Raw genomic sequence first — 21,084 nt, 5'->3', positions numbered from 1 at the left:
ATCCGGAACGGCTTAAAAAAAGCCGGACACGGCTGCATCGACTTCCAGCATTTCCGACACGCCCAGTAACTGCGCAGCCTCGACAAATTTCTCGGACGGAAAATCGATCGCCACCACCTTTTGTAAACCGGCGGCGGTACATTTCAACACCACCAACAATTGCAGCGTCGAGGTATCGATGCTGGTAACCGCTGAAGCATCGATATCCAGCGCGTCATACTGGTTCAACATCTGCATCAACGTATGGTGCAAGCTGGCGACACCCTGAATATTGGATAAAGGCTCCAACACCACTGTCCCTTTGCCGACCGCCTGGGGCTCAGGCTCGGATGCTGAGTCTACGGACTCTGCATCGGCATCGGCATTACCGGCGCCATCCGGTAACTGCGGCTCCAATGCGATGTTGCCGGCTGGCTCGACAGCCGGCACCGGTACGCCGCTTGGCTCGCCGCCAGCGTCAGCCTTCATCCAGGCCAGCGGATCGTAGCCAATTAAACTGTTCTCGCCGTTCTCAGCCATTACATCACCCTATTTTCCAAAAAGTCCTTGGCCAGTTCGGTGAAATCCCGCGCCGAGCGACAGCCTGGACGATACTCAAAAATAGTCTTGCCAAAACTCGGGCATTCGGCCAGCAACGCGGTCTCGCGGATCGGTGTCGCCAGTACTTTGCCGGGAAAATAGCTTTTGACCAATTCCAATACCTCTCTGGACAAGCGCCGCGTCGGAATGTAGCGGGACATCACCAGCGAGAATCGATATTGCCGTTTCAATGCGGCTTCGAATTTCTTGATAGTCCCCATTAAATGCGACAAGCCCTGCAGCACCAGATAGTCGGAGGTCATCGGAATCAAAATCTCGTCGGCGGCGAACAAGGCATTGGCCACCAGCACGCCGGAAGACGGCGGACAGTCGATAAAAACGAAATCCTGATCCAACAGGCACGACACCAAAGCCTTTTTCAGTAAATCGCCGCGGCAGGAACCGCCTTCGCTGAGTTGTTCGATTTCTTGCAAGCGCGGTCCGGAAACGACTAGATTCAGATTCTTTCTTACTGGTAACAACCGGCCCTGCAACCCGCAATCGGCCAGCATGACTTCGTCGATACCGCCCTGCTGCGGCGCAACGACTCCGAGGGATACCGCCAAATGGCTTTGCGGATCCAAATCGATTACCGTCACCGTTTTGCCCATCCTGGCCAAGGCGTGGGTCAGATTCACCGAGGTCGTGGTTTTCCCGACGCCGCCTTTTTGATTCAGCACGGCTATGATTTTCGCCTTCATTGCAAACTGGCGAACTCGATAAACTCTTCAGGATTCAATAACCTGTCGACATCCAATAGCATGACCATATTCTTCTTTCCGACATACATGCCGCGCATGTATTCGGTGTTGATTTTGGTTCCCAAGTTCGGCGCCTGTTTTATATCCGCCGGATCGATATCCAATACGTCGGAAACGGTATCGGCCACGACGCCCATCACGCTGGCACCCGCCGCGGTATCGATACTCAACACGATCACTACGGTAACGGGCGTATACTCGGCTTTTTCCATCTGAAACCGCTCGCGCAAATCGATAATCGGCACAATCGTTCCGCGTAGATTCAGCGCGCCTTTGACAAAAGCCGGAGCATTGGGAATTTTCCGGATCGGTTCCCAGCCTCTGATTTCCTGGACTTTCAAGATATCGATACCGTAAGCGTCACCGGCCAACTCGAACGTCAGGAACTGTTCAACCTGTTTATTCGTTGCCATGGCTTATTTTCCTTGTGGAGAGACCGACCTGCCGCGGACTCCGATCAAAAATCCTGCCATTCGTCGTCCATATCGTTCGATCTCGCGACAAATGCCGGTTGGCTATTGGATACCGGAGCCGAAACGGTGCGAGCCGGCTCCGTTCGCATCGCGCCGGCAGCGTGCCCGCGCTGCGCGACCGGATGTTGGCCGGCATTGTTCTCGGTCTTAAAAAACGCCAGCATTTCCACCATATTGGTGGACAAATCGCTCATGGATATACTGGCCGCCGAGGCTTCTTCGGCCAACGCGGCATTTTGCTGGGTGATTTCGTCCATCTGCGCTACGGCTTGGTTGACTTGACCGATGCCGGCAGACTGCTCGACGCTGGCGTCAGCGATTTGGGCCACAATGTCGCCGACTTTCTTAACGCCGGCGACGATTTCGGTCAACGCCTTACCGGTTTCGTTGACGAACTCGGTACCGGCCCTAACCTTTTGCACACTGTTCTGAATTAATTCCTTACTTTCTCTGGCGGCGGTCGCGCTGCGCTGCGCCAGATTTCTGACCTCGGTAGCAACCACGGAGAAGCCTCGACCTTGTTCGCCGGCGCGGGCCGCTTCCACCGAAGCGTTCAATGCCAGCAAATTGGTCTGGAATGCGATCTCGTCTATCACGCCGATAATGTCGGCGATTTTGTTGCTGCTTTCGTTGATTTCCTGCATCGCCGAGACGGCCGCTTTGACGACATTGCCGCCCTTTTCCGCCAACTCCTTGGCGTTGTTGGCCACCAAATTCGCTTGCTGGGCGTTGTCGGCATTGTTTTTCACCGTACTGGTCAGCTCTTCCATGCTCGCCGCGGTTTGTTCCAGATTGGCCGCCTGCTGCTCGGCACGTTGCGATAAATTATTGTTTCCGCTGGCAATCTCTTGCGAAGAATTGTTAATGAAGTGAGCCGACTCGCTGACCTGGCCGAAGATTTCGTTCAGTTTATCGATGGTGGCATTGATATCATTTTTGCAATTCAAATAGACGCCCTCGTATTCGCTGGTAATCCGGTTGGTCAGATCCCCCGCGGCCATGCTTTGCATGGTACTGCCGATATCGCGAAACACGTTTTCGATCACATCGGTCAGTTCGTTGATGCCCTCGCTGAGTTTTTCGAAAAAGCCGCGTTTGTCGGCCAGTTCGATCCTGCTCGACAATTCGCCGGCCTTCACGGCCTCGACGATACCGGCAATTTCCTGTTCGATTTTCACTTCGTGGGTCCGGTCCAACCACTCGACCACGACGCCGATGCGCTCTTTTTCGTCGTTTCTGACCGGATTGGCAACGATATTCATGTGCCTGTCGCCGATCACCAGCGCCGAGCTGAAGGTGGCGTTCAGATTTGCCAGCAGTTGGCGCTGATGGCCCGGATTTTTGTGGAATTGGTCGATATTGGCGCCCAGCAGGTTACTGGCATCGAATTTCGGCAATTGTTTGCGAATATCTTGCTGTGCATTTTGAAACATCTCCGACACGGTTTTATTCATGTAAATGATGTCCAAATCGTTATTGGCGACCATCACGCAGGATTGCACATTATCCAGCGCTTGCTTGATCCGCATCGCTTCGGAGGCGACTTGTTTGGAGAAGGCCAAATCGGAATTCAGTTTTACCTGCATACCGTACAACGCCCGATAGAAATCGCCAATTTCGTCGCCGCGATCCAGATCGATAGAGTTGCGAAACTGCTCATCGGCCATCCGGTAGCAAATACCTATCGCCTTCTCAAATGCATTAATGACACTGTTGATTAGCATATATCCCATTACCGAAGCAAAGGTAGCAAGCCCCAAAAACAAGGACATCTCCAAATACTTTTGCTCGACATAGTGGCCGTAGATGGAGTTTAAGGTCGGTAGCAGGAAGATCAGATAGATAATTGCGACTTTTTTCCAAAACCCGATTTCCGAAATTTTTTTAATAGCTGCCACCAAGCCTTTCGGGCGCATGCTGGCCTTGTTGGCATTGAGCTTTTCGTAAAGCGACTCGGCCTGAGCAATTTGCTCTCGCGACGGCGCATAGCGTACCGACAGATATTCCTGCACTTTGCCGTTTTTGAATACCGGCGTGACATTGGCTTCCACCCAATAATAATCGCCGGATTTGGTGCGATTCTTGACCGGAGCGGTCCAGGGCTTGCCGTTCTTCAAACACATCCACAAATCGGCAAAAGCGGCGGACGGCATGTCCGGATGGCGGACAACGTTATGGTTGGAGCCGATCAGTTCGTCCTTGCTAAAGCCGCTGATCTCTATAAATGCATCGTTGGCATAGGTAATGACGCCTTTCAGATTGGTACGGGTGACCAAAATGGTACCCGGCTTCATCAGAACTTCGCGATCAGTCACAGGGTGATTGAGTTTCATTGCATTTCCTCCAGTACAGCCCAGCCGTCAACAGCTTTTTGTTCAGCTTTCATCTTCACCATCCACGCCATCCAATTTTAATAATTTATCCACATCCAGCAGCATGACCATGCGGTCGTTGACCGAAACCAAACCGTTGATAAATTCGGTACTGACTTTGGAGCCAAAATCAGGCGCGCTTTGAATGCTTTTTCGATTGACATCCACTACATCGGAAACCGAATCGACCACAACTCCCATAATCCGGGTCTTGTCGGCCTCGCGGGCCTGCAAAACCACCACCACCGTCAACGGCGTATAAGGGCTATGCCCCAACTGGAACCGCTCCCGCAAATCGATAATCGGCACGATCGCGCCGCGCAAATTCACCACGCCTTTTTCGTAGGCAGGCACATTCGGAATCCTCGATACCGGTTCCCAGCTCCGGATTTCCTGCACCCGCAGAATATCTACACCGTATTCTTCCCGGCCCAGGGTAAAACTCAAAAATTGCAGATCGCTCTCGGCTTGTTTCAAATCTTGCTGCTCCATATCGCTGATTTCGATAAGTTCTGCTCGACAGTGCTGCCGCCGGTTATTGGTTAGCCAGGCGCACCAAACCCGGTATATCCAGGATCAACGCCACCGAACCGTCGCCCAAGATGGTCGCGCCGGAGACGCCTTCGATACGCCGGTAATTGGCTTCGAGCGATTTGATCACCACTTGCTGCTGGCCGAGTAAATCGTCGACAAACAAGCCGCAGCGTACGCCTTGGCCTTCGACGACGACGATCAGGCCTTCCGTCAACTTGGTGGTTTTGGCGCCTGGCACTTTGAAAATCTCGTGGATGCGGACGATAGGCAGGTATTGGCCACGCAGCAAAAAGGCTTCGCCTTTGCCGGCCACCCGGTTAATCCTATCCTCCTTGATATGCAACGATTCGATGATCGAGCCCAGCGGCAATATGTAGGTTTCGTCACCCACGGCAATCGATTGGCCGTCCAAGATCGCCAGCGTCAGCGGCAAGTGGATGGCAATGGTCGAGCCCTTTCCCAACTCGGATAAAATTTCGATATCGCCGCCCAAAGCCAGAATGTTGCGCCGCACCACATCCATACCGACGCCGCGGCCGGAAATATCGGTCAATTTTTCCGCCGTCGAAAAGCCGGGCATGAAGATCAATTCGTAGGTTTGTTTCTCGGTCAGCACGGCGTCGGCATCGATCAAGCCTTTCTCAATGGCTTTGGCGCGTAACTTGTCTTTATCCAATCCTTTGCCGTCGTCCGATACTTCTATCACGATGTTGCCGCCGCGGTGGTAGGCCTCCAGCGTAACGGTGCCGGTTTCCGGCTTACCGGCCGCGATGCGGACTTCGGGCAGCTCGATGCCATGGTCCAGACTGTTGCGAACCAGGTGTACCAACGGATCGCTCAGTAACTCCACCACGGTTTTATCCACTTCGGTATTCTCGCCAACCAGTTTCAGCTCGATTTTTTTACCGAGCTTAGCGCTAATATCATGCGCCAAGCGCGGGAAGCGGCTGAACACGAAGCTGATCGGCAACATCCGGATATTCATCACGCTTTCCTGCAGCTCGCGGGTATGGCGTTCCAACTGCGACAGGCCGTTTTTTAACTGGTCGAGCTTGTTCATCTCGAAATGGTCGCCCAACAAGCTCAGCATCGATTGGGTAATCACTAATTCGCCGACCATATTGATTAAGGTGTCGATCTTGGCGGTATCGACCCGAATCGAACTGGAACCTTTGCCGGCGGCTTTAGCCTCTTCCTTTTTAGCCGGTTTCGCATCCGTTGGCTGGTTCTCGATTTCGGCTGCGTTTTCTGCAGATTGAGTTGCCGGAACCGCATCGGCCGCAGCGCTGCCGGTTCCATGCGTTTCTTGCGCAGGTGCCGCCGCCGGCCGGTTCGCCCGATAGCTCGGCTGTTTGGCCAAATCGCAGTCGTCTTCGACCCAATCGAATATCTCGTCGATTTCCCCGGCCGGAATATTTCCGGACACCTGCAATTTCCATGACAGATGGCATTCTTCCGGATCGAGATCGTACAAGCTGGGCAAGCCTTGTAAATCGACCGTGGTCGTCAACTCCCCCAAAGCGGCCAACTCTCTGAACATCCTGACCGGTTCGTTACCGGTTTTCAGTAGATGCAGATGCGGGCTGAATGCGATCGTCCAGCCGCTGATTTCCAATGCTTCGCCAGCATCGCTCGACACTGCCTGGCGGGCGGACGACGGCTCTGCCACGGCGACAGGCTTCGTCTCGGCACCGGGATTATGCAATTCATTGTCCAGCGCCAACTTGTGCGCCGAGACGGTGGCTTGATCGATTTCCGCGCCGTCGCGGATGGACTGCAACATGTCGCGTAAACAATCCACCGAGCCGAGCAAAACATCGACGGCCGGCTGGGTAACCTTGCGCCGGCCGTCCCGCATCTCGTCGAGCAAGGTCTCCATGACGTGGGTAAAATCCGAAACCGCGGTAAAGCCGAATGTTCCGCTCCCACCTTTTATCGAATGGGCGGCGCGAAAGATCGTGTTGATATCCTCGGCGTCGACGTCGCCGATATCCATGTGCAGCAAACCGGATTCCATCGCATCCAGCCCTTCGAAACTTTCCTCGAAGAACACCTGATGGAATTGCGCCATATCGATTGTCATACAACCACCCAGAATTTGCTGCCCCGACGCTAACGGAAACTTAACCCATTACCTTCTTGATCGTTTTCAGCAACTGGTCGGGATTGAACGGCTTAACGATCCATCCGGTGGCGCCGGCATCCTTGCCCTGTTGTTTTTTATCCGCGCCGGCCTCGGTGGTTAACATCAGCATCGGCGTGAATTTGTAGTTGGGCAGCGCGCGCAATTCCCTGATCAATTCGATTCCGTCTTTGTTCGGCATATTGACGTCGGTCACCACACAATCGAAAGCCTGTGCCTTGGCTTTATTCAAAGCGTCCACACCATCGACGGCCTCCACCACGCTGAAGCCAGCCCCCTTCAAGGTAAACGCCACCATTTGTCTCATCGATGCCGAATCGTCTACGGCAAGAATCGTTGCCACAATTATTTCCTCCAATTTTAAGACTCGTTAAAAACGTAGTCGAAATTGCCGCTTTGGCCGGAGCGCCAAGCTCCAGGACAATTCCGAGACGAGGCAATTGTAGCCAAGCTCGGTTAACAGTGTAGTTACTGAAATCCGATCTTGCGAGGCTCCGCCGAATTTTGTTTCAGCTCTCATAACTTTGTTTAATACTGTGCTATCTTCAGCTCCGTTTTATTAAGTTTCGACGAACCGCCGTCCTGTCATTTTGGAGCCACCCCGAAAAATGAAAAGCAAATCGGCGCCATTGCTCGGCTTTACCCTCGTAGAGTTGATCATAGTAGTCGCCATCGTCGGCATCCTGGCCGCGGTGGCGATTCCCAGCTTTACGTCTGCGATCCGCAGCAGTCGTCTGACCTCCACCGCCAACCAGCTAGTTACCGCGCTGAACTACACCCGCAACGAAGCGATAAAGCGCGGCCAAATCGTCGTTGCAGCGAAAACCGGCAGCCAATGGGAAAACGGCTGGCAAGTATTTATCGATGTGGATCGGTCTAGCAATGCGAACAAAAATACCTTTAACGACGATGGTGACGGTAACCTTTGCGAATCGGACGAAGATTGCGTATTACGTGTCTACGAAGCACTCCCGGCAAATTTCACGTTACGCTCCAACAGTTTCACTGATTACATCCATTACAAACCGACCGGTGATAGCAATACACAAGGCTCCTTTGCGATTTGCGACAATAACGACGGCAACAACATCCCGGAACCCAGAACTTCGCGCTTGGTTGTAATCGGGCCTACCGGACGTGTTGGTCAAGGGCGGGACAGCGACAACGACGGCATACCGGAAAAGAGCGACTTAGCCAGCGAACTCAGTTCATGCACCAACCCCTGATGATTATCCCAACAAAACAGTTTGCAGCATCGAGTCAACAGCACTGTGCGCGGCAGTCGGGCAGCAGCTTGATCGAAGTATTAGTTACAATGCTGATCGTTGCAATCGGTTTGCTCGGCTACGCAGGATTGTTGGCTACAACGGTAAAAAACAATAATTCCGCTTTTTTACGGAGCCAAGCCACCTTTTTAGCCAACGACGTATTGGAACGGCTCAGACTAAACCGCACAACTGCGATAACCGGCAATTGCAACGTCGCATTCGGTGCGGCTCCGCCGAACGCTCCCAACACCTTGACCAATTGTGCCGCGGCGTTACGCTCCGATCTGGGCGACTGGAAGAATACCGTCAGTGCTGTCCTACCAGCCGGCGACGCTAGCCTGTCCGTCAACAATACCGGAGCCGCGGTCATCAACGTGCAGTGGGACGAAGACGGCGATGGCGTCGTGACCAGCTTTTCGACCCGTAGCCTGATATGAGCCGCTATTCTCATTATAACCGCTACTCTTGCACCGGCTCTAAATGCAGGGGCGTCACGCTGATTGAGCTAATGGTGGCATTAACCATCGGTTTGATAATAATCGGAGCCATTGCAAGTATATTCCTGGCTAGCCGGCAAAGTTTCCGAGTACAGGAAGTGATGTCGCGCATGCAAGAGAATGCCCGCTTCGCCTTCGAAGCGATGGATAGAGATATCAGAATGGTAGGCTTTTCCGGCTATGTCGCCTGCACATCCTCAGAGTGCAATGACGTTACCAATTCATCAGCAACTTGGTGGAGCAAAAAATTGTTGACCCAGCCGCTCAGAGGCTACGAAGACAGCCTACCGGCAGACATGACTGCCGGCGATCGCCTGCGCGGAGATTCGTTCAGCGTGATTCGGGCCGACAAGGCGACCGAAATGACGGTCAGCAGCCATGTACCGCCGACTATTACGCTGAGTGCCGCGCATACCTTCAGCGCTGGAGACATTTTAATCATTAGCGGCACGACCAACACAGCCATCTTTCAGGCAAGCGCCGTGACGAGCACCACGGTCACTCACGGCAAGACCGGCATATCGCCCGGTAACTGTACTACGGAGTTAGGGGTAATACCGACTCCGGTCAACTGCGCAAATCCGGGTTCCGCTATAACCTTTGCTGCAAACAGCGGCGTATTCGAATTAAGCGCCAACACCTATTACATCCGCACCAACGCAGCCGGAGAACCGGCGTTGTACAGAGAAAGGCTGCGTTCCGAAATTGTCGGCGGCACACCAACTGCAAAGACAATAGCCGAAGAGTTGATCGACGGCGTAGAAAACATGCAAGTCACTTATGGTGTAGATACCACGGTTCCGGCAGACCAAAACATAGACAGTTACGTCACTGCCAACAACGTGGCTGACTGGTCTAGAGTGCTCGGCTTGCGCATCAGTCTGCTGATGGTCTCCCGCCAGGACGAAAAAGGCATCACCTCGCAAGCCCAAACTTACACTTACAACGGAGCTAGCACGACAGCAGCAGACAATCTGTTGCGAAAAGTCTTCACTACCACCATTGCGATCCGTAATCGCCTGTGAGGCTTTGATGAAACACTTACACTACAGCCGATATCCGGGCAAACAGCAAGGGGTTGTTCTATTTACCGCATTGATTTTTCTGGTTGCATTGATGCTAATCGGTAACAACGCCGTTCAAAACAGCGGTCTGGAAGAGCGTATGGCCGGGAACACTCGGAATCGGGATATGGCCTTTCAAGCCGCGGAAGCTGCGTTGAAAAACGCCGGCAATACACTTTCTACATGGCGAGTTGGGCCATGGACCGGAACAATGCCGGCAGGATTGGTCAATAATCCTTCACACGCCAACGACAGCAGCTATTGGGGCAATATTGCCAACTGGACGAATTACAAGTCATTCACAGTAAGCGGCGTAGCGGAGAATCCGCGTTACATAATTGAAAAAATGCCCGACGTCGGAACAGTTGAGCATTATCGCGTCACCGCCCGAGCTGTGGGCGGAGACACCAGCGCAGTAGTCATTCTGCAGGCGGCGTTTAGCTACACGCCAAGTCCTTGATCCAGCCGGTTTCGGTTAGGGAGTCGAATATGAAATTCTATTCAAATAAAACGCTCAGTTTTTTGACCGTTGCGCTGGCTCTTATAATCAACGCTCCAGCCAACTCAACGGACCTCGACATAGCTGATGTGCCGTTGTTCGTAACCGCAAGTATGCCGCCTAACGTTCTACTTACTCTAGACGACTCGGGCAGCATGGCTTGGAGCTATGTACCGGATAACTTGGATATTAATCAAGGTACAAAACGCTTCAAAGCCGCCAATTTCAATGCTATCTATTACAACCCAGCCGTAACCTATACTCCGCCGCCAAAATATAACGGGGGCAACTGTAAATTGGACAATACCAATCCTTCCACCTGCTATCCGAACGTCAGCTTTACCGCTGCGCCACTTAACGGTTTCGATACCAGCCTGGGTACGGTTAATTTATCTAGCAACTACCGGGTGACGCTGGAATACAATCCGAGCAGCAACTCCCAAACTTTTGCTTCGTCTCCAGCGACAGGGGGACATGCCTTCTACTATTTGTTCGATAGCACAAATGCTAGTTGCGACGGGACTAAAGGGGATGAAGATTGTTACGATTACTACGATGTCACAACTCTTTCGGCCACCGCTCAGCAAAATTTCGCCAACTGGTATTCCTATTATCGTACTCGCAATCTGGCGACAGTATCCGCGGCTATGAACGGCTTTGCCGGACTCAGTGGCAGCATTCGCGTCGCTTGGCAATCTATCAATTCTTGTAACAGTTTTGGTACCAGTTGTAACGGCTGGGGCGACCCAGGCCAAAATATCGATAACCGCATTCGCCGGCTCAACGCAGTTACCCATACCGAGACTACAAATACTGTATTGAGTAGCAACGTAACCACCACTAATTACAGCTATACCTGTACTGCGTTGTTTAATGAGAGAAACGCCCTAGGCCGCGACGACCGCATCGAACTCACCAATTGTACCCAAACATCACCTACCGCCGGAACTGGTTTTCCGCCTACGTCTGGCCAAGGTTCACCGGCCAATGCGAACTCCGGCATTATCACCGCAAGTTGCAGCAACGTAACTTATTGTAAAAATTATGTCACCACCGGAACCTCCATTAACAGCGGCGTATACCGAATCACGGTACCCAACAGCATCGCCACCGATTCTTCCAATATCTCCAACGTAGTAATCTCTTGGAACGAAACGGTGACCACTACCGTTTACGAAACCAGGGATATCACACATAAGGAAGATCTATTTAACTGGCTGTCGAGGTTTCCGGCTTTGGGCGGCACCTACCTTCTGAAAGCAGCTAATAACGCCGGCAAATATTTTCAAGGTACTGTCAACATCAACCACCCTTACGCCGAAGACCCACAAATTTTGGATGGCAGTCATTACGCCTGTCGACGTAGCGTGCACCTGATGATGACAGACGGTAGCTGGTGTGGCGATACATCTACCGACTATTCAGGTATCGGCGACACCAACAGTACCGCAACCAGCGTTCCGTTGGGCCCTGACGGCAGCACCAACTACAGTTGGACTCCGAGTTTTCCATTCCGGGATAAGCAATCGACCAATCTCGCCGACATCGCCTTTTACTACTGGTCCAAAGATCTGCAAACAGGGATAGACAACAAACTGAGTCCATTGATTCGTGAAGCGTCTACCAATACCGACCTCGCCGCCAAAAAATCGGAAGAATGGTTCAATCCAAAAAATGACCCGGCAACCTGGCAACATTTGAACACCTATTCGGTTGGGTTGGGTTTAAGCGGCAGCCTTATAAGTCCATATCCGAATTGGGGAGGTAATACCTTCTCAGGCGACTATGACAAGTTAGTGGCAGGCACTTCTTGCCCGACCAGTACTACAAGTTCTAGCGCGGCATCCCGCTATTGCTGGCCCTACACGGCAAACGGGGAAAGCTGCGCGGGCTATGTGGCATCAACACCCAGTAAAGTTTACGACTTGTGGCACGCGGCGATCAGCGGCAGAGGCAAATTCTTCGGCACCGAGAGTGCGGCCGACTTGGTCGACGCGTTCAATAGCATCCTGCACGAAGTGGCCGACGAGAGCATGACAGCTGCAGCCTTGGCAGCCAATTCAACCGGTTTGCAAACATCAACCTTACTTTACCAAGCGCAATTTGACCCCTCCGACTGGTCCGGGCACTTTTACGCCAAGCCAATTAATCCCACTACGGGAGTACCGCTAGCAAGCGCCTGGGACGCTGCCAGCCTGATTCCGACAGCTTCTGACCGTAAAATATTTACTTATGACGGTAGTATCGGCGTCAGCTTCGCAAGTTGTGCCTCTCTGAGCTCGACCCAACAAGCTGCGCTAAACAGCACGGACAATCGTTGTACAGATCGGCTTAACTGGCTGAGGGGGACAACCATCAACGATTTTCGCGCCCGTAAAAACACCGTTCTGGGCGATATCGTAAACTCCGACCCTTATTTTGTGAAAAATACCGACTTCGGTTTCACCAGTCTGCCGTCGGGTACCGCCGGACAATCCACCTATGCAACTTACGTCGCAAATAACCTGAATAGGACTCCAATGGTGTATGTCGGAGCTAATGACGGTATGTTGCACGGTTTCCAAGCCGATACCGGTCAAACCAATTCAGGAAAGGAAATTTTTGCCTATGTTCCGGCCGGCGTTTACGACCAATTAAGCGCCCTCACGAGTCCGGATTATAACCATCGCTATTTTGTAGATTCCGGCCCGAAAGCCAGCGACGCTTATTTATCTGGCGTCTGGAAAACCGTGTTGGTGGGAGGCTTGGGAAAAGGAGGCAAAACCGTTTATGCTTTGGATGTAACCGACCCTACGAACTTCGATCAAACCAAAGTGATGTGGGAGTTCCCGAACAGTGCAAATTTACTAGCAGACTCTACCATAACGACCGATTTAGGCTACACCTTTAGCCAACCGCAAATTGGTCTACTTCGTGACGGTACCAACGTTATCTGGGCAGCGATTTTTGGCAACGGTTACAACAGCCCATCCGGCAAAGCGTTCTTATACATCGTTAATTTGTCCAATGGCAGTCTGATCAAAAAGATCGCAACCAATAATGAAACCAGCAACGGTCTATCGACACCTTACCTCCTGGATGCCGATGGAGACAAAATAATCGATTCAGTCTATGCCGGCGATTTACAGGGAAATTTATGGAAATTCGATCTAAGCGCAAACAATTCCACCGCCTGGGGATTAGGTAACGGAGGCTCGCCATTATTTACGGCGATTAATAGTTCGAATCAAAGGCAGCCTATCACTTCTTCACCATTAGCCGGCGGCCATCCCGACGGTGGATTTCTGGTTTATTTCGGTACCGGTAGCTATATCACGACAACCGACGCCTCAAACACCAATGGTCAAACTTTTTACGGCATTTGGGATAAGCCGAGCACGTCAGGAACGGTGTTACGTTCGGCATTACAGTCGCAAACAATCGTCACCACGACTACGGCATTCGGTTCGACTATTCGCTTAACGACCAGTAATTCAGTCGACTGGTCGACAAAAAGGGGCTGGTATCTCGATTTGAGTGTTGGCGAACGAGTGAACTCCGCACCATTAATTAAGTACGGGAGAGTCATTTTCGCTACAACCATTCCTCATTCGGACCCCTGCGAATCGGGAGGTACGACGTGGCTAAACGAAATCGATTTGGTCACCGGCGGAGCCCCAATAAACTCATCCTTCGATTTGAATAACGACACGAAATTCAACGATAGCGACAAGATCAGCATAAACGGCGTTCTATTCTCTGTCACCGGTTTACAATCGACGGTCGGCATCGCAAAAGCTCCAATATGGTTGGAAACAATTGAGGGCAGCAAATGTGTCGCATTTAAGGAAATGTCGGGCAGTAGCGGAGAAATCATGACGATTAGCAATAGTTGCGGTAGTGGGGGCGGTACAGGTAGTACAGGTACCGTGAAACGGGACTATTGGATTCAAATTCAATAACCTTATTCAAATGGCCCGGACTGATGGAGTAAACCTAACTCCAGGCTGAAGCGAGATGTAGAATCATGAAGAAACAGATCGGGTTTACTTTGATTGAACTGATGGTCACTGTAGCCATCATTGGCATTCTAGCCGCGATTGCCATCCCCAGTTACCAGGACTATGTAATGCGCTCGCGGCGTAGCGATGCCAAAGGCGCTTTACTGGGATTGGCGAATGCATTGGAGCGGCAATTCACCGCCACCAATTCGTATTGCGATGCCGGAGGAACCGGCGGAGCGGATAGTTGCGGAACCAACTCCAACGACACCGGGGCGCCGTCGATTTATGCTACTCAAGTGCCCATTGACGGCGGAACCGCAACCTACAATTTGACGATCTCTGCCGCAACACAGAATTCCTACACGATCCAAGCCGCGCCGACCGGCAGGCAGTCCGCAGACAAATGCGGCACCCTTATCATTAACAATATCGGTACGAAAAGCGTATCTGGAGCCAGCTTAGACGCTACCGCCTGCTGGAGTAAATAAACCCCATCAAAGCACTGGTACCAAACCGAATTCGGTCAGGGCTGGTTGCGCAGAACGGATTATCAGATTATAAGCATCGCATCGCCATAACTGAAAAAACGGTAGCGCTGTTCTATGGCATGCCGGTAAGCCGCCATTACCGCGTCGTAACCGGCAAATGCCGAAACCAACATCAGCAGCGTCGACTCCGGCAAATGGAAATTGGTAAACAAAGCATCGACCGATTTAAACTTATAACCGGGCGTAATGAATAAATCGGTATCACCGATTCCCGCCGCCAAATGCCCGCCGGCGGAAGCTGACTCCAATGCTCGGACTGCAGTAGTACCTATCGCGACCACCCTGCCACCTCGCGCCCTTGCCGCTTCGACGGCGTCCACCGCATTCTGCCCAACGCTGTAAAATTCTTTATGCATGGTGTGTTGGCTCAAATCGTCCACCCGCACCGGCCGAAACGTGCCGCTGCCGACATGCAAGGTAACGAAAGTCCGCTTCACCCCTTTCCGATCCAGATTTTCCAATATCGCTTGATCGAAATGCAGGCCGGCGGTTGGCGCCGCGACAGCGCCGGCGCGGTCGGCGAACACGGTCTGATAACGCTCGAGATCGCTACGTTCATCATTGCGATCGATGTAAGGCGGTAGCGGAATATGCCCGACTTCGGCCAACAACTCCAGCAAGCCGTTAGCGCCGGGCAAGCTTAATCGGAACAAATCCGCCTCCCTCCCCAACACTTCTAAACAGCAGCCGTTTTCCAATTCGATCAAAGATCCCGGCTTCGGCGACTTGCTGGCTCTGATGTGGGCCAGGGCCTGCTGCGGATTCTCGATGCGTTCGATCAAAATCTCAACCTTACCGCCGCTGCTTTTGCGGCCGAACAGACGGGCGGGTATTACCTTGGTATCGTTGAATACCAATAAGTCGTCTGCCGACAACAACTCGAGCAAATCGGTAAACTGGCGGTCGATTATTGCACCGCTGAGTTTATCCAAATGCAACATGCGGCTGGCGCTACGTTCCGGCAACGGGTATTGGGCGATTAATTCGTCAGGCAAGCGGTAATTGAAGTCGCTCTTTTTCATGATAAGTTCGGCAACAATAAAACACCCGGGGCATTCAGAAACCCGGAATAGGTCAGGATAGAAAACTCGGCGTCAATTCGCCGCGCCGTTAATGGTCGCGGCTTGTTCGCCCGTTTGTAGTGTGGCTGGTAAGGAGCGGATAGCGATAACCAGTTGCGCCAAAGTAGCGTCGGCCGGCAGCCGATCCGCCATTAAATATGGCATCAGTTCGGTATCTTCCAAATCCAATATGCGCAGGAACGCCTGTTGCTGTTCCGATGTTGCAGACAGATAAGCGCGCTCCAGATAGCGAAGCAACAGCAAATCCAATTCGAGGGTGCCGCGCCGGCAGCGCCAGCGCAGCTTATTCAATTCACTCACAAATGATCGCGTTCCACCAGACGCTTCTTGATTTCGGCGATGGCTTTGGCCGGATTCAAACCTTTCGGACAAGTGTCGGTACAGTTCATGATGGTATGGCAACGGTACAACTTGAACGATTCGTCCAATTCGTCGAGGCGTTCCTGATCGTTCTCGTCGCGGCTATCCGCCAGCCAGCGGTAGGCTTGCAGCAAAATCGCCGGCCCGAGATATTTATCGCTGTTCCACCAATAACTCGGGCAACTGGTCGAACAACTGGCGCACAACACGCATTCGTACAAGCCGTCCAACTTGGCCCGATCTTCCCGGCTCTGCAGCCGTTCGCTGTCTGCCGGCGCTTCGCTGGAAGCCGTCAGCCAGGGTTTGATCGAGGCATACTGCTCGAAAAAATGGCTCATGTCGGCCACTAAATCTTTGATGACAGACATGTGCGGCAGCGGGAATATCTTGATGGTGCCTTGGTAGTCGCTGATCGCTTTGATGCAAGCCAGCGTATTCTTACCGTTGATGTTCATCGCACAGGAGCCGCAAACGCCTTCCCGGCATGAGCGGCGAAAGGTCAGACTGCTGTCGATTTCGTTTTTGATCTTTAAAATCGCATCCAGCACCATCGGCCCGCACTGGTCCATATCGATTTCGTAGCTGTCGATCCGCGGATTTTCGCCCGAGTCGGGATCCCAGCGATACACCTGAAACAAGCGGATATTGGTCGCCCCGTCGGCTTTGTAAAGCTTGCCTTTCTTGACGACAGAGTTTCTGGGCAAAGTGAATTCAACCATTAGTAGACCCTCTCTTTAGGCGCCACGACTTCCACTTCGTCGGTTAGCGTATATAAATGGACGGGACGATAATCGATTTTCACCTGATTATCCTGCCGCCACGTCAATGTATGTTTCAGCCAGTTTTTGTCGTCGCGTTTCGGAAAATCTTCTCGAGCATGGCCGCCGCGGCTCTCCTGGCGGTTGGCAGCGGCGGTAATCGTAACCTGAGCTTGGCCCAGCAGATTATCCAGCTCCAGGGTTTCGACCAAATCGGTGTTCCAAATCAGCGATTTATCCCCGACGTTGACATCGCTAAACGACGCGGCAATCTCGCCGATGCGTGCCACGCCCTCTTGCAAGGTTTCCGCTGTGCGGAACACAGCCGCTTTGGCCTGCATCGTGGTTTGCATATCCAGACGGATTTCAGCGGTCTTACGGCTGCCGTTTGCATGGCGGATGGTATCGAAACGGGACAGGGCTTTATCGCAAGCATCCTTAGCCAGCGGCTTATGCGCCATGCCCGGTTTGATCAGTTCGTTGGCACGGATAGCAGCAGCCCGGCCGAATACCACCAAGTCGAGCAACGAGTTGGATCCCAACCGGTTGGCGCCGTGGACCGACACGCAAGCGGTTTCGCCGATGGCCATCAAGCCCGGCACCACGGTGTCGGGATCGCCGTCCTTCAGGGTCACAACTTCGGCTTTGTAGTTGGTCGGTATCCCGCCCATGTTGTAGTGCACGGTCGGAATCACCGGGATTGGCTGCTTGGTAACGTCGACGCCGGAAAAGATGCGCGCGGTTTCGGCGATACCGGGCAGGCGTTCGTGGATGATCGCCGGATCGAGATGTTCCAAATGCAGCAAGGCATGGTCTTTTTTCGGACCGACGCCGCGGCCGGCGTTAACTTCCATCGTGATAGCCCGACTGACCACGTCGCGCGACGCCAAGTCCTTCGCGTTGGGCGCGTAATTGGGCATGAAACGTTCGCCTTCGGAATTGGTCAGGTAACCGCCCTCGCCCCTGGCGCCTTCCGTAATCAAGCAGCCGGAACCGTAGATGCCGGTCGGATGGAATTGCACGAACTCCATGTCCTGCAACGGTAAACCGGCCCGCAAAACCATACCGTTACCGTCGCCGGTCACAGTGTGCGCCGAGGTGCAGGAGAAAAACGCTCGGCCGTAACCGCCGGTCGCCAGTACGGTCTGGTGGCCGCGGAACAGATGAATGGAACCGTCGTCCAGACACCAGGCCAACACGCCGCGGCATTCGCCGTCTTCCATGATCAAATCCAGCGCGATGTATTCGACGAAGAACTCGGCATTGTGCTTTAAAGCCTGTTGGTACAGAGTGTGCAGAATGGCGTGGCCGGTCACATCGGCCGCCGCGCAAGTACGTTGCGCCTGGGCTTTACCATAATGGGTCGACATGCCGCCGAACGCGCGCTGGTAAATTTTGCCTTCCGCGGTCCTAGAAAACGGCACGCCGTAGTGCTCCAGCTCGATGATGGCCGGAATCGCCTCGCGGCACATATATTCGATCGCATCCTGGTCGCCGAGCCAATCGGAACCCTTGACGGTGTCGTACATATGAAACCGCCAATCGTCTTCGCCCATGTTGCCCAATGCCGCGCTAATTCCACCCTGCGCTGCCACTGTATGGCTGCGGGTCGGAAACACCTTGCTGATACAAGCGGTTTTCAGCCCCTTCTCCACCATTCCGAAAGTTGCCCGCAAACCGGCTCCGCCGGCGCCAACCACCACAACGTCGTGCTGGTGTTCAATGATGTTATATGCTGAGGCCATGATTTACCTTGCCAAAAGAATAATGACGATCGCGATTAACGCAGCGATACCCAAAACCAAAAAAGTCAGATTGGTGGCCCGAATCGCCAAATGCCGCACCGGAATCGTCGATACGTAGTCCTCGATAACCACTTGCACGCCCAAAGCGGCGTGGTAAACCACGGCGACGGTCCAAGCGATGATGGCCAAGGTATTGAACGGCGACGACAACCAGGCCACGGTGTCTGCATAAGGCGCATTTAAGGCTTTGTGCAGCAATACCAACAACCATATCGATAAAGGCACCAACGCAACCGCGGTTACCCGCTGGTACCAAAAATGGCCCGATCCACTGTGCACCGAGAAAAAATCGGCGGCTTTTTCCACCCAGGCTTTGTAATCCATAACCATCCTCCCTAATCAGGAAACTATAAACGTCAACAGTGTCAACGACGCCGAACACACCAGTTCGTAAAGAGCAAATTTATCCAGCGTCGCCCGTTCGAAGGTCTTACCGACATCCCAGATTAAATGCCGGATCCCGTGTACCAGATGGAAGAACAACGCGTAAATAAAGCCCCAATACACCAGCTTGAATAACCAATAGGCCATGAACGCCTGCATCGCCAGATAGGCGGATTCGCCGGCCGCGATGGCGAACAAGACATATACGAACAATACCAGGCCCATCGACAAAAACACGCCGGTCATCCGGTGCGTGATGGACACCAAGCCGGTCAACGGTAAGCGGTAAACCTGCAAATGGGGGGAAAGCGGTCGATTAGCGGACATAAATGACCCTATCTTGAGTTTGAAATGATTACGGCGTCAAAAATCGACGCAGCGTCCCTTGCGCTCCCAATCGCCGAAGCGAGTGGGTTCAGGCCCTTTCGGGCCGTTGAACTCTTCTGGTTTCACCGGAGATTGCCCGGCAGGCTGAGCCGGTAACGTATCCGCCTCCTCGGCGGCGACCCGATCGGTTTTATCGTGCATTTTCTTCATATCGGTTTGATCAACGGCTGGCGCTCGCCAATCGCAACGAAATCGCGGCGCGGCGGGCCGACGTACAATTGCCGCGGCCGGCTGATCGGCGTGACGGCTTCCTCCATCATTTCCAGCCAATGCGCAACCCAACCCGCAGTACGGGCGATGGCGAACATGACGGTAAACATATCCACCGGGATATGCAGCGCTTTGTAAATGATGCCGGAATAAAAATCGACGTTGGGGTAGAGTTTTTTCTCGATGAAATACTCATCCTTCAGCGCATAGTCTTCCAAAGCCAACGCTAATTCGAACAACGGGTCGTTGGTCTGGGTGCGGTTGAGCACTTCGTAGCAGGTTTTGCGGATGATGGTGGCCCGCGGATCGAAGTTTTTATAAACCCGATGCCCAAAACCCATCAAGCGGAACGGGTCGTTATGGTCCTTAGCTTTAGCGATGTATTTCGGCACGTTCTCGACACTACCGATTTGCGCCAACATGTTCAATACCGCTTCGTTGGCACCACCATGAGCCGGCCCCCATAGCGCAGCGATACCGGCCGCAACGCAGGCATAAGGATTGGCGCCGGTACTGCCGGCCATTCTTACCGTCGAAGTGCTGGCGTTTTGCTCGTGGTCGGCGTGCAGAATGAACAGTAAGTTCAAAGCCTTGACCAGATTGGGGTCGATATAGTGGTTTTGGTCGATGTAGTTTTGCGAAGAGCGCGAAAACATCATGTTCAGAAAGTTTTCGCAGTAGCTTAAATCCATCCGCGGGTAGACAAAGGGCCGACCGACCGAATGCCGGTAAGAGGCAGCTGCGATGGTTGGCATCTTACCGAGCAGCCTTGCCGCGCAAATCCGCCGGCTATCGGGATCTTTGATATTCAAATCGCTGTGGTAAAACGCCGACAAAGAACCGACCACCCCGACCAACATCGCCATCGGATGGGCGTCGTAATGAAAACCGTCGAAGAACTTACGCAACGATTCGTGGATAGTAGCCCGGTCGCTGATTTCCTCGTTAAAGTCGCGTAGCTGAGTCTGGTCCGGCAACTCGCCGTTCATCAGCAAGTAGGCCACTTCGGTAAATTCGCAGTTCTCGGCCAACTGCTCGATCGGATAACCTCGGTATAACAAGATACCCTTGTCGCCGTCGATATAGGTGATTTTGCTTTTACAACTAGCGGTAGCGATAAAGCCAGGATCGTAAGTAAAACAGCCCAAATCCTTGTTCAAGGAGCGTATGTCCGCGGTATCTGCACCCAAAGACCCCTTCAACAACGGATATTCCACTTCTTTCCCGGTGGCGTTGTGCCGCACCGTTAAAGTCTCGTTTGACATGGTTTCCTCAGTATTCTGATAGCAGAAGCTTAGCAGCCAAATCCGATTATCACACAGGCCACGGCTAAGGCCAAACCGTTATCGGTCGGATTAGTTTGAGGATAAACGTTAG

General features: G+C 52.9%; 21 protein-coding genes. 6 read left to right on the top strand and 15 right to left on the bottom strand.

Annotated elements, in window-relative coordinates:
* Window positions 1–12: 12 nt before the first annotated feature.
* The 7 genes from MKFW12EY_RS10090 to MKFW12EY_RS10060 are packed head-to-tail and all read right to left on the bottom strand — an operon-like array spanning window position 13 to window position 7,205.
* The gene (locus tag MKFW12EY_RS10090) at window positions 13–519 is read right to left on the bottom strand and encodes an STAS domain-containing protein (protein WP_221054474.1); all 507 of its coding nucleotides are present in this window, start codon (window positions 517–519) and stop codon (window positions 13–15) included.
* Window positions 519–1,280, bottom strand: a complete 762-nt coding sequence (locus MKFW12EY_RS10085) for a ParA family protein (RefSeq protein ID WP_054760763.1) — start codon at window positions 1,278–1,280, stop codon at window positions 519–521. The genes MKFW12EY_RS10090 and MKFW12EY_RS10085 overlap by 1 nt, the downstream gene beginning before the upstream one ends.
* Window positions 1,277–1,753 carry a chemotaxis protein CheW gene (locus MKFW12EY_RS10080; RefSeq protein ID WP_054760764.1) on the bottom strand — a complete coding sequence of 159 codons (477 nt, stop codon included), beginning with the start codon at window positions 1,751–1,753 and terminating at the stop codon, window positions 1,277–1,279. The genes MKFW12EY_RS10085 and MKFW12EY_RS10080 overlap by 4 nt, the downstream gene beginning before the upstream one ends.
* A 44-nt stretch (window positions 1,754–1,797) precedes the next feature.
* Window positions 1,798–4,146: a methyl-accepting chemotaxis protein gene (locus tag MKFW12EY_RS10075; RefSeq protein ID WP_054760766.1), complete on the bottom strand. Its 2,349-nt coding sequence runs from the start codon at window positions 4,144–4,146 to the stop codon at window positions 1,798–1,800.
* A 42-nt stretch (window positions 4,147–4,188) separates the two neighbouring features.
* Window positions 4,189–4,677 carry a chemotaxis protein CheW gene (locus tag MKFW12EY_RS10070; protein WP_064021449.1) on the bottom strand — a complete coding sequence of 163 codons (489 nt, stop codon included), beginning with the start codon at window positions 4,675–4,677 and terminating at the stop codon, window positions 4,189–4,191.
* A 43-nt stretch (window positions 4,678–4,720) separates the two neighbouring features.
* A complete protein-coding gene (locus tag MKFW12EY_RS10065) occupies window positions 4,721–6,802 on the bottom strand; it encodes a chemotaxis protein CheA (protein ID WP_221054473.1) in 2,082 nt (693 codons plus the stop codon).
* Between the two features lie 40 nt (window positions 6,803–6,842).
* Window positions 6,843–7,205, bottom strand: a complete 363-nt coding sequence (locus MKFW12EY_RS10060; RefSeq protein ID WP_096876742.1) for a response regulator — start codon at window positions 7,203–7,205, stop codon at window positions 6,843–6,845.
* A 265-nt stretch (window positions 7,206–7,470) separates the two neighbouring features.
* Here MKFW12EY_RS10060 and MKFW12EY_RS10055 point away from each other — a divergent pair, with 265 nt between their 5' ends.
* From MKFW12EY_RS10055 to MKFW12EY_RS10030, 6 genes are all read left to right on the top strand, one after another.
* Window positions 7,471–8,088 carry a GspH/FimT family pseudopilin gene (locus tag MKFW12EY_RS10055; RefSeq protein ID WP_054760768.1) on the top strand — a complete coding sequence of 206 codons (618 nt, stop codon included), beginning with the start codon at window positions 7,471–7,473 and terminating at the stop codon, window positions 8,086–8,088.
* Window positions 8,073–8,567 (top strand): type IV pilus modification protein PilV, encoded by a 495-nt coding sequence (gene pilV, locus MKFW12EY_RS10050; RefSeq protein WP_054760769.1) that lies wholly within the window; start codon window positions 8,073–8,075, stop codon window positions 8,565–8,567. Before MKFW12EY_RS10055 ends, pilV begins: the two co-directional genes overlap by 16 nt.
* Complete coding sequence (locus tag MKFW12EY_RS10045) at window positions 8,564–9,652, top strand: PilW family protein (protein ID WP_221054593.1); 1,089 nt, start codon at window positions 8,564–8,566, stop codon at window positions 9,650–9,652. The genes pilV and MKFW12EY_RS10045 overlap by 4 nt, the downstream gene beginning before the upstream one ends.
* A 7-nt stretch (window positions 9,653–9,659) precedes the next feature.
* Entirely contained in the window at window positions 9,660–10,151 is a 492-nt protein-coding gene (locus MKFW12EY_RS10040) for a pilus assembly PilX family protein (RefSeq protein ID WP_064021445.1), read from the top strand.
* Between the two features lie 29 nt (window positions 10,152–10,180).
* Window positions 10,181–14,131: a pilus assembly protein gene (locus MKFW12EY_RS10035; RefSeq protein WP_082409756.1), complete on the top strand. Its 3,951-nt coding sequence runs from the start codon at window positions 10,181–10,183 to the stop codon at window positions 14,129–14,131.
* 65 nt (window positions 14,132–14,196) lie between these two features.
* A complete protein-coding gene (locus MKFW12EY_RS10030) occupies window positions 14,197–14,661 on the top strand; it encodes a type IV pilin protein (protein ID WP_054760779.1) in 465 nt (154 codons plus the stop codon).
* 62 nt (window positions 14,662–14,723) lie between these two features.
* Here MKFW12EY_RS10030 and queA read toward each other — a convergent pair whose 3' ends face one another.
* From queA to MKFW12EY_RS09990, 8 genes are all read right to left on the bottom strand, one after another.
* On the bottom strand, window positions 14,724–15,743 hold the full coding sequence (queA, locus tag MKFW12EY_RS10025; RefSeq protein WP_054760781.1) for a tRNA preQ1(34) S-adenosylmethionine ribosyltransferase-isomerase QueA: 1,020 nt from the start codon (window positions 15,741–15,743) through the stop codon (window positions 14,724–14,726).
* A 72-nt stretch (window positions 15,744–15,815) separates the two neighbouring features.
* On the bottom strand, window positions 15,816–16,103 hold the full coding sequence (locus MKFW12EY_RS10020; protein WP_221054472.1) for an FAD assembly factor SdhE: 288 nt from the start codon (window positions 16,101–16,103) through the stop codon (window positions 15,816–15,818).
* Entirely contained in the window at window positions 16,100–16,882 is a 783-nt protein-coding gene (locus MKFW12EY_RS10015; RefSeq protein WP_280637651.1) for a succinate dehydrogenase iron-sulfur subunit, read from the bottom strand. The genes MKFW12EY_RS10020 and MKFW12EY_RS10015 overlap by 4 nt, the downstream gene beginning before the upstream one ends.
* Complete coding sequence (gene sdhA, locus MKFW12EY_RS10010) at window positions 16,882–18,666, bottom strand: succinate dehydrogenase flavoprotein subunit (RefSeq protein WP_054760783.1); 1,785 nt, start codon at window positions 18,664–18,666, stop codon at window positions 16,882–16,884. The genes MKFW12EY_RS10015 and sdhA overlap by 1 nt, the downstream gene beginning before the upstream one ends.
* Window positions 18,667–18,669: 3 nt before the next feature.
* On the bottom strand, window positions 18,670–19,050 hold the full coding sequence (gene sdhD, locus MKFW12EY_RS10005; RefSeq protein ID WP_054760784.1) for a succinate dehydrogenase, hydrophobic membrane anchor protein: 381 nt from the start codon (window positions 19,048–19,050) through the stop codon (window positions 18,670–18,672).
* 15 nt (window positions 19,051–19,065) lie between these two features.
* Window positions 19,066–19,437 (bottom strand): succinate dehydrogenase, cytochrome b556 subunit, encoded by a 372-nt coding sequence (gene sdhC / locus MKFW12EY_RS10000; RefSeq protein ID WP_054760786.1) that lies wholly within the window; start codon window positions 19,435–19,437, stop codon window positions 19,066–19,068.
* Window positions 19,438–19,473: 36 nt separating this feature from the next.
* Window positions 19,474–19,647: a DUF1674 domain-containing protein gene (locus MKFW12EY_RS09995; RefSeq protein WP_197485044.1), complete on the bottom strand. Its 174-nt coding sequence runs from the start codon at window positions 19,645–19,647 to the stop codon at window positions 19,474–19,476.
* Window positions 19,644–20,972, bottom strand: coding sequence for a citrate synthase (locus MKFW12EY_RS09990; RefSeq protein ID WP_064021436.1), 1,329 nt, complete (start codon window positions 20,970–20,972; stop codon window positions 19,644–19,646). The genes MKFW12EY_RS09995 and MKFW12EY_RS09990 overlap by 4 nt, the downstream gene beginning before the upstream one ends.
* Window positions 20,973–21,084: the final 112 nt, after the last annotated feature.

It is taken from the genome of Methylomonas koyamae, from assembly GCF_019669905.1.
Lineage (GTDB): Bacteria > Pseudomonadota > Gammaproteobacteria > Methylococcales > Methylomonadaceae > Methylomonas > Methylomonas koyamae.
The sequence above is the reverse complement of the archived record's forward strand: the minus strand, read 5'-3'. Positions and strand labels throughout refer to the sequence as shown.

What these genes read in the sequence shown, in the direction of transcription:
- sdhD (WP_054760784.1), bottom strand. Translation starts at nt 19,050, where the DNA reads ATGGATTACAAAGCCTGGGTGGAAAAAGCCGCCGATTTTTTCTCGGTG.
- MKFW12EY_RS10040 (WP_064021445.1), top strand. Translation starts at nt 9,660, where the DNA reads ATGAAACACTTACACTACAGCCGATATCCGGGCAAACAGCAAGGGGTT.
- MKFW12EY_RS10090 (WP_221054474.1), bottom strand. Translation starts at nt 519, where the DNA reads ATGGCTGAGAACGGCGAGAACAGTTTAATTGGCTACGATCCGCTGGCC.
- sdhA (WP_054760783.1), bottom strand. Translation starts at nt 18,666, where the DNA reads ATGGCCTCAGCATATAACATCATTGAACACCAGCACGACGTTGTGGTG.
- MKFW12EY_RS10015 (WP_280637651.1), bottom strand. Translation starts at nt 16,882, where the DNA reads ATGGTTGAATTCACTTTGCCCAGAAACTCTGTCGTCAAGAAAGGCAAG.
- MKFW12EY_RS10030 (WP_054760779.1), top strand. Translation starts at nt 14,197, where the DNA reads ATGAAGAAACAGATCGGGTTTACTTTGATTGAACTGATGGTCACTGTA.
- MKFW12EY_RS10055 (WP_054760768.1), top strand. Translation starts at nt 7,471, where the DNA reads ATGAAAAGCAAATCGGCGCCATTGCTCGGCTTTACCCTCGTAGAGTTG.
- pilV (WP_054760769.1), top strand. Translation starts at nt 8,073, where the DNA reads ATGCACCAACCCCTGATGATTATCCCAACAAAACAGTTTGCAGCATCG.
- MKFW12EY_RS10070 (WP_064021449.1), bottom strand. Translation starts at nt 4,677, where the DNA reads ATGGAGCAGCAAGATTTGAAACAAGCCGAGAGCGATCTGCAATTTTTG.
- MKFW12EY_RS10075 (WP_054760766.1), bottom strand. Translation starts at nt 4,146, where the DNA reads ATGAAACTCAATCACCCTGTGACTGATCGCGAAGTTCTGATGAAGCCG.
- MKFW12EY_RS09990 (WP_064021436.1), bottom strand. Translation starts at nt 20,972, where the DNA reads ATGTCAAACGAGACTTTAACGGTGCGGCACAACGCCACCGGGAAAGAA.
- MKFW12EY_RS10080 (WP_054760764.1), bottom strand. Translation starts at nt 1,753, where the DNA reads ATGGCAACGAATAAACAGGTTGAACAGTTCCTGACGTTCGAGTTGGCC.
- MKFW12EY_RS10035 (WP_082409756.1), top strand. Translation starts at nt 10,181, where the DNA reads ATGAAATTCTATTCAAATAAAACGCTCAGTTTTTTGACCGTTGCGCTG.
- MKFW12EY_RS10085 (WP_054760763.1), bottom strand. Translation starts at nt 1,280, where the DNA reads ATGAAGGCGAAAATCATAGCCGTGCTGAATCAAAAAGGCGGCGTCGGG.
- queA (WP_054760781.1), bottom strand. Translation starts at nt 15,743, where the DNA reads ATGAAAAAGAGCGACTTCAATTACCGCTTGCCTGACGAATTAATCGCC.
- sdhC (WP_054760786.1), bottom strand. Translation starts at nt 19,437, where the DNA reads ATGTCCGCTAATCGACCGCTTTCCCCCCATTTGCAGGTTTACCGCTTA.
- MKFW12EY_RS09995 (WP_197485044.1), bottom strand. Translation starts at nt 19,647, where the DNA reads ATGAAGAAAATGCACGATAAAACCGATCGGGTCGCCGCCGAGGAGGCG.
- MKFW12EY_RS10065 (WP_221054473.1), bottom strand. Translation starts at nt 6,802, where the DNA reads ATGACAATCGATATGGCGCAATTCCATCAGGTGTTCTTCGAGGAAAGT.
- MKFW12EY_RS10045 (WP_221054593.1), top strand. Translation starts at nt 8,564, where the DNA reads ATGAGCCGCTATTCTCATTATAACCGCTACTCTTGCACCGGCTCTAAA.